This is a genomic window from Okeania sp. (genome assembly GCF_983059655.1).
Map to the genome: position 1 here is coordinate 7,135 of NZ_CEZPJD010000192.1, position 4,220 is coordinate 11,354.

Annotated in this window: 4 protein-coding genes and 1 pseudogene; 4 read left to right on the forward strand and 1 reads right to left on the reverse strand. The window is 35.6% G+C overall.

The annotated features are described in order from the left end of the window. Together AC3DU7_RS12965 and AC3DU7_RS12970 are read left to right on the forward strand one after the other, a co-directional pair. A pseudogene (locus AC3DU7_RS12965) lies at positions 1-254 on the forward strand (methionine--tRNA ligase); the annotation flags it as partial. Positions 255-371: 117 nt separating this feature from the next. Then, complete coding sequence (locus AC3DU7_RS12970) at positions 372-986, forward strand: LabA-like NYN domain-containing protein (protein WP_488039756.1); 615 nt, start codon at positions 372-374, stop codon at positions 984-986. A 341-nt stretch (positions 987-1,327) separates the two neighbouring features. Here AC3DU7_RS12970 and AC3DU7_RS12975 read toward each other — a convergent pair whose 3' ends face one another. Continuing rightward, on the reverse strand, positions 1,328-1,507 hold the full coding sequence (locus AC3DU7_RS12975; RefSeq protein ID WP_488039759.1) for a hemopexin repeat-containing protein: 180 nt from the start codon (positions 1,505-1,507) through the stop codon (positions 1,328-1,330). Positions 1,508-1,579: 72 nt separating this feature from the next. On the opposite strand from AC3DU7_RS12975, the gene lptC reads away from it, so the two are divergent. Then, positions 1,580-2,743 carry an LPS export ABC transporter periplasmic protein LptC gene (gene lptC, locus AC3DU7_RS12980; RefSeq protein ID WP_488039757.1) on the forward strand — a complete coding sequence of 388 codons (1,164 nt, stop codon included), beginning with the start codon at positions 1,580-1,582 and terminating at the stop codon, positions 2,741-2,743. A gap of 374 nt (positions 2,744-3,117) precedes the next feature. After that, a complete protein-coding gene (locus AC3DU7_RS12985) occupies positions 3,118-4,194 on the forward strand; it encodes a tocopherol cyclase family protein (RefSeq protein ID WP_488039758.1) in 1,077 nt (358 codons plus the stop codon). Positions 4,195-4,220 lie beyond the last annotated feature (26 nt).

Consider the following 4,220-nt stretch of genomic DNA (forward strand, 5'->3'; position numbering starts at 1 on the left):
TAGCAGAAGTGTTATATTCTGTGTTGGAATCTGTTAGACTAGCGTCTTATCTTTTATCGCCAATAATTCCTAATATTAGCAATGCTATCTATCAGCAACTAGGTTTCTCAAATGACTTTAACGATAAATCAGTAATTAATAGTTCAGAAATTTTTGTCAAACAAGCAAGCTGGGGCGATTTACCAAAAAATCAAATTCTTGGGCAACCTCAACCGATTTTTCAAAGAATAGAACTGGCAGAAACTGTTTCTTAAAAAGCTAATTGTAGTATCGTTTTTTTTCAAATTACATCGTCTATTTTTTGTGCTGAAAATTATATCTGATTAAGAATTTAATTTCTTTATTCAATAAAAAAACTGAGGTTAAAAATCATGTTGAATCATCAACAAATAGAAATTCATGAGATATTTACTCCTGAACAAGTTCTAGAAAATCGTGGCAGAGTAGCAATTTTTATTGATGGATCTAATCTATTTTATGCTGCTTTGCAATTAGGAATAGAAATCGATTACACTAAACTTCTTTGTCGTCTTACTGGTGGCTCTCGCCTCCTACGTTCCTTTTTCTACACAGGAGTAGATCGTACTAATGAAAAACAGCAAGGATTTTTGCTGTGGATGCGTCGTAATGGTTATCGTGTCATTTCTAAAGATTTAGTACAACTACCGGATGGTTCTAAAAAAGCTAATCTTGATGTAGAAATAGCTGTTGATATGATGGCTTTAGTCGGCTCTTATGATACTGCTATATTGGTTAGTGGAGATGGAGATTTAGCTTATGCTGTAGATGCTGTTAGTTATAGAGGTGTTAGGGTCGAGGTAGTTAGTCTGAGGTCTATGACTAGCGATAGTTTAATTAATGTTTCTGACCGTTATGTAGATCTAGAAAACATTAAAGAAGACATTCAAAAAACTTCTAAGTCTCCTGGTTACACCTATCGTCCCTTATCAGCTATAGGTTTAATGGAAGAACATGATGAAAGATAATACTTGTTCTAATTTAATTTAGAAAAATTACCACACTGTAGAACAATAATAAATTTCAAAGTTTTGTTAGTTTTTGTTGATGTTAATAGATTAATAACTAGAGAATTACATCCTCTAGATTTTAGCAGTAAGTTAAATCAAAAATTGAATATTATTTACTACAAGGAAAGTTAGAAAAAATGAGCATTATCCTAGTAAAAACAGGAAATTTTTTGCTCATAATTAAAAAACTTTCCTTGAGTTTTTTTACTGATATAGTACTACATAAATAGCGGAGTGGGGAAGTGGGGGAGTGGAGGAGTGGGGGAGTAAAACAGAAGTAAGGATAAGAATAATTAACGTTAACGTGGACCGCGTTTGAGATAGCTTTCTGCTAGGAAAGCTGCTCTGTCAAGGGCAGGTCTCCGTTCCCTCCGGGTCGCTATTCCGTTAGGAAAGCTTTGCGGTAGCAAACGCCATATAATCGACCCAGAGAAGAAATAATATTTCCTGATATTCAATTCCGTAACGGTTTTAATCAGAGGTAATTATCAATTATCAATTATCAATTATCAATTATCCATTATCCATTATCCATTAATGAAAGACTTTTTATGATCGAACAAAATAATTCTTTTTCCTATTTCCAGAATTCATCAATACCTTTATTAATCTTAGTAACTCTACTTCTAGGAATAACTGCTTGTAATCAACAAAATCAAGTGCAAGAAAATATATCGGAACAACCAATTCCTACTCAGACACCAGAGAGTGATTTGACTTTAAATGATGTTACTTTAGAAGAAGCATCAGAAGAAGGTCAAATGTTGTGGCGAGTAAAATCTCAACGAGCTTCATATTTGCAAAATCAAGAATTAATAAGAGTTACAAAACCTGAAGGTGAATTATTTCAAGATGGAAAAGTAACCTATAAAATTACTGCTTTACAAGGAGAAGTATATCAAGATGGAAACAAAATTATACTGATAGATGAAATAGAAGTATATGATATTCAAAATAAAGTAGTTATTAGAGGACAACAACTGGAATGGTTGACAGAACCAGGAATTATTATTGTTACGAATAATATTACAGGTAGTAACGAACAAATACAAGCATCAGCTCAGAAAGCAAAAGTTATTAGTCAAGAAAAAAAAATAGAGTTTTATGGTCAAGTAGTAGCCATGGTCAAAGAACCTGTGCTTAAAATACAAACAGAACAACTATTTTGGGAAATAGAGCAAAAAAAATTGCTTACTAATCAACCTATAAAAATCGAACAACTCAAAGATAAAAATGTTATTGGTAGTGCTTATGGTGATGAATCAGAATATGATTTAGGCAATAAAATAGCTACTCTCAAGAAAAATGTGCAGCTACTCCAAACAGACCCAAAAGTACAAATAAGTAGTGAGTTAGTTACTTGGAATATGCCACAAAATTTGATTATTTCTCCAGGACCTATAACAGTATTAGAACAAGAAGAAAAAATAGTCTTGAAAGCTAATCAAGGTCAAGGAAATTTTCAAAAAAATACCTTCAATTTATTAGGAAACGTTGTTGGTGTAGGACAAAACAATCAAGCTCAGTTAAATAGCGATCGCCTAACTTGGTACTTTGAAAATCAGACTTTTGAAGCACAAGGAAACGTATTTTATCGTCAAGTTGACCCGCCATTTAATGTCAGAGGTCCTCGGGCAGTTGGACAACTAGAAAATGAAAAAGTTACCATTGAAGGTGGTCGTAGTAACGTAGTCACAGAAATTATTCCTCAGTAGCAGAAGGAAGAATTCAACAATTAATAATTAATAATTAATAATTAATAATTAGGGTTTGCTGATTAAATATCAAAGCATTGATAGATAAAGGTTAAAGCCTCTTTTTGGTTGAAAAAAGTGCCAGATATCACGCCCAAAACCCTCAAAAAGTTAGTATAAAAGGCAGGGGGGATTACAGAAAAATCACGATCAACATATATATCCGACTACCTCCTCTATAAATTCTATTCTCCCTTCCTCCTAACTATCCTCTACTCCCCTACTCCCGCACTCCCCTACTCCCCTACTGCCCTACTACGATACTAATTCGCAACTGTTCTACAAAATCTCGAATATTTTTATAAAATATTCTGAAGTCTATTATATTCGCAGTTGTGAGAACATATCCAAAACAAACACCCCATAGTGGCTATCACTGGGATGGTAGCGATCGCCGTTTTTTTGAAGGTTGGTATTACCGAGTCACTCTACCAGAAGAAAAACAAACCTTCGCCTTTATGTACTCTATAGAAGACCCTATAGGTCGCCAGCCCCACAGCGGTGGAGGCGCTCAAATTCTCGGCCCAAATGACGAATATCTCTGTCGCACCTTCCCAGATGTCAACAAATTTTGGGCAGCACCAGAAGTCCTGGAATTAGGTCATTGGGGACAAACAGATTTGCCAGGCCCAGTTGGTTATCTAGACCCACAAGTATTCGACGCTCAAATAAAACAAGGATATCAAGCTACTGCCATTTGGCATCAAGGAATTCTCTCTGACCCCGGAAAAAATAACTACTGTCGTTGGCAATATCAAACAAAACCTATCTATGGCTGGGGAAACCCAGATGCACAACAACAATCAACTGCTGGTTGGATATCATTTTTGCCAATTTTTGAGCCTGGATGGCAAATATTAATGGCTCATGGTCTTGCCACTGGATGGATAGAATGGAATGGCAATATGTATGAGTTTGCCAATGCACCAGCATATAGTGAGAAAAATTGGGGTGGTGCTTTCCCTAAAAAGTGGTTTTGGTTCAACTGCAACAGTTTTTATGACGAATCAGATTTAGCTTTAACTGCTGGTGGTGGTAAGCGAGGAGTATTGTGGTGGATGGAAGAAGTGGCAATGGTGGGTATTCATTATCAAGGCAAGTTTTATGAGTTTGTACCGTGGAATTCAGAAGTACATTGGCAAATTCAGCCTTGGGGAGAATGGCAAATGCAAGCCAAAAATGACAAGTTTGAAGTAGAGTTGAATGGGACGACAAACTTATCTGGTACACCTCTACGAGCACCATCTGAACAGGGATTAATATTTTTGTGCCGAGATACTATGCGCGGTCATTTAATTTTGAGGTTAAGAGAAAATCGTGGTAGTCATTCAAAGTTGATTCTGGAAGCAAGAAGTGATTTATGTGGTTTAGAAGTTGGTGGGGAGTCTTGGGAGAAAACTTGGATTAATTAAAAGCACTCAGCTATCAGCTATCAGCT

Coding starts and splice junctions, on each gene's coding strand:
- AC3DU7_RS12970 (WP_488039756.1), top strand. CDS start 372: ATGTTGAATCATCAACAAATAGAAATTCATGAGATATTTACTCCTGAA.
- lptC (WP_488039757.1), top strand. CDS start 1,580: ATGATCGAACAAAATAATTCTTTTTCCTATTTCCAGAATTCATCAATA.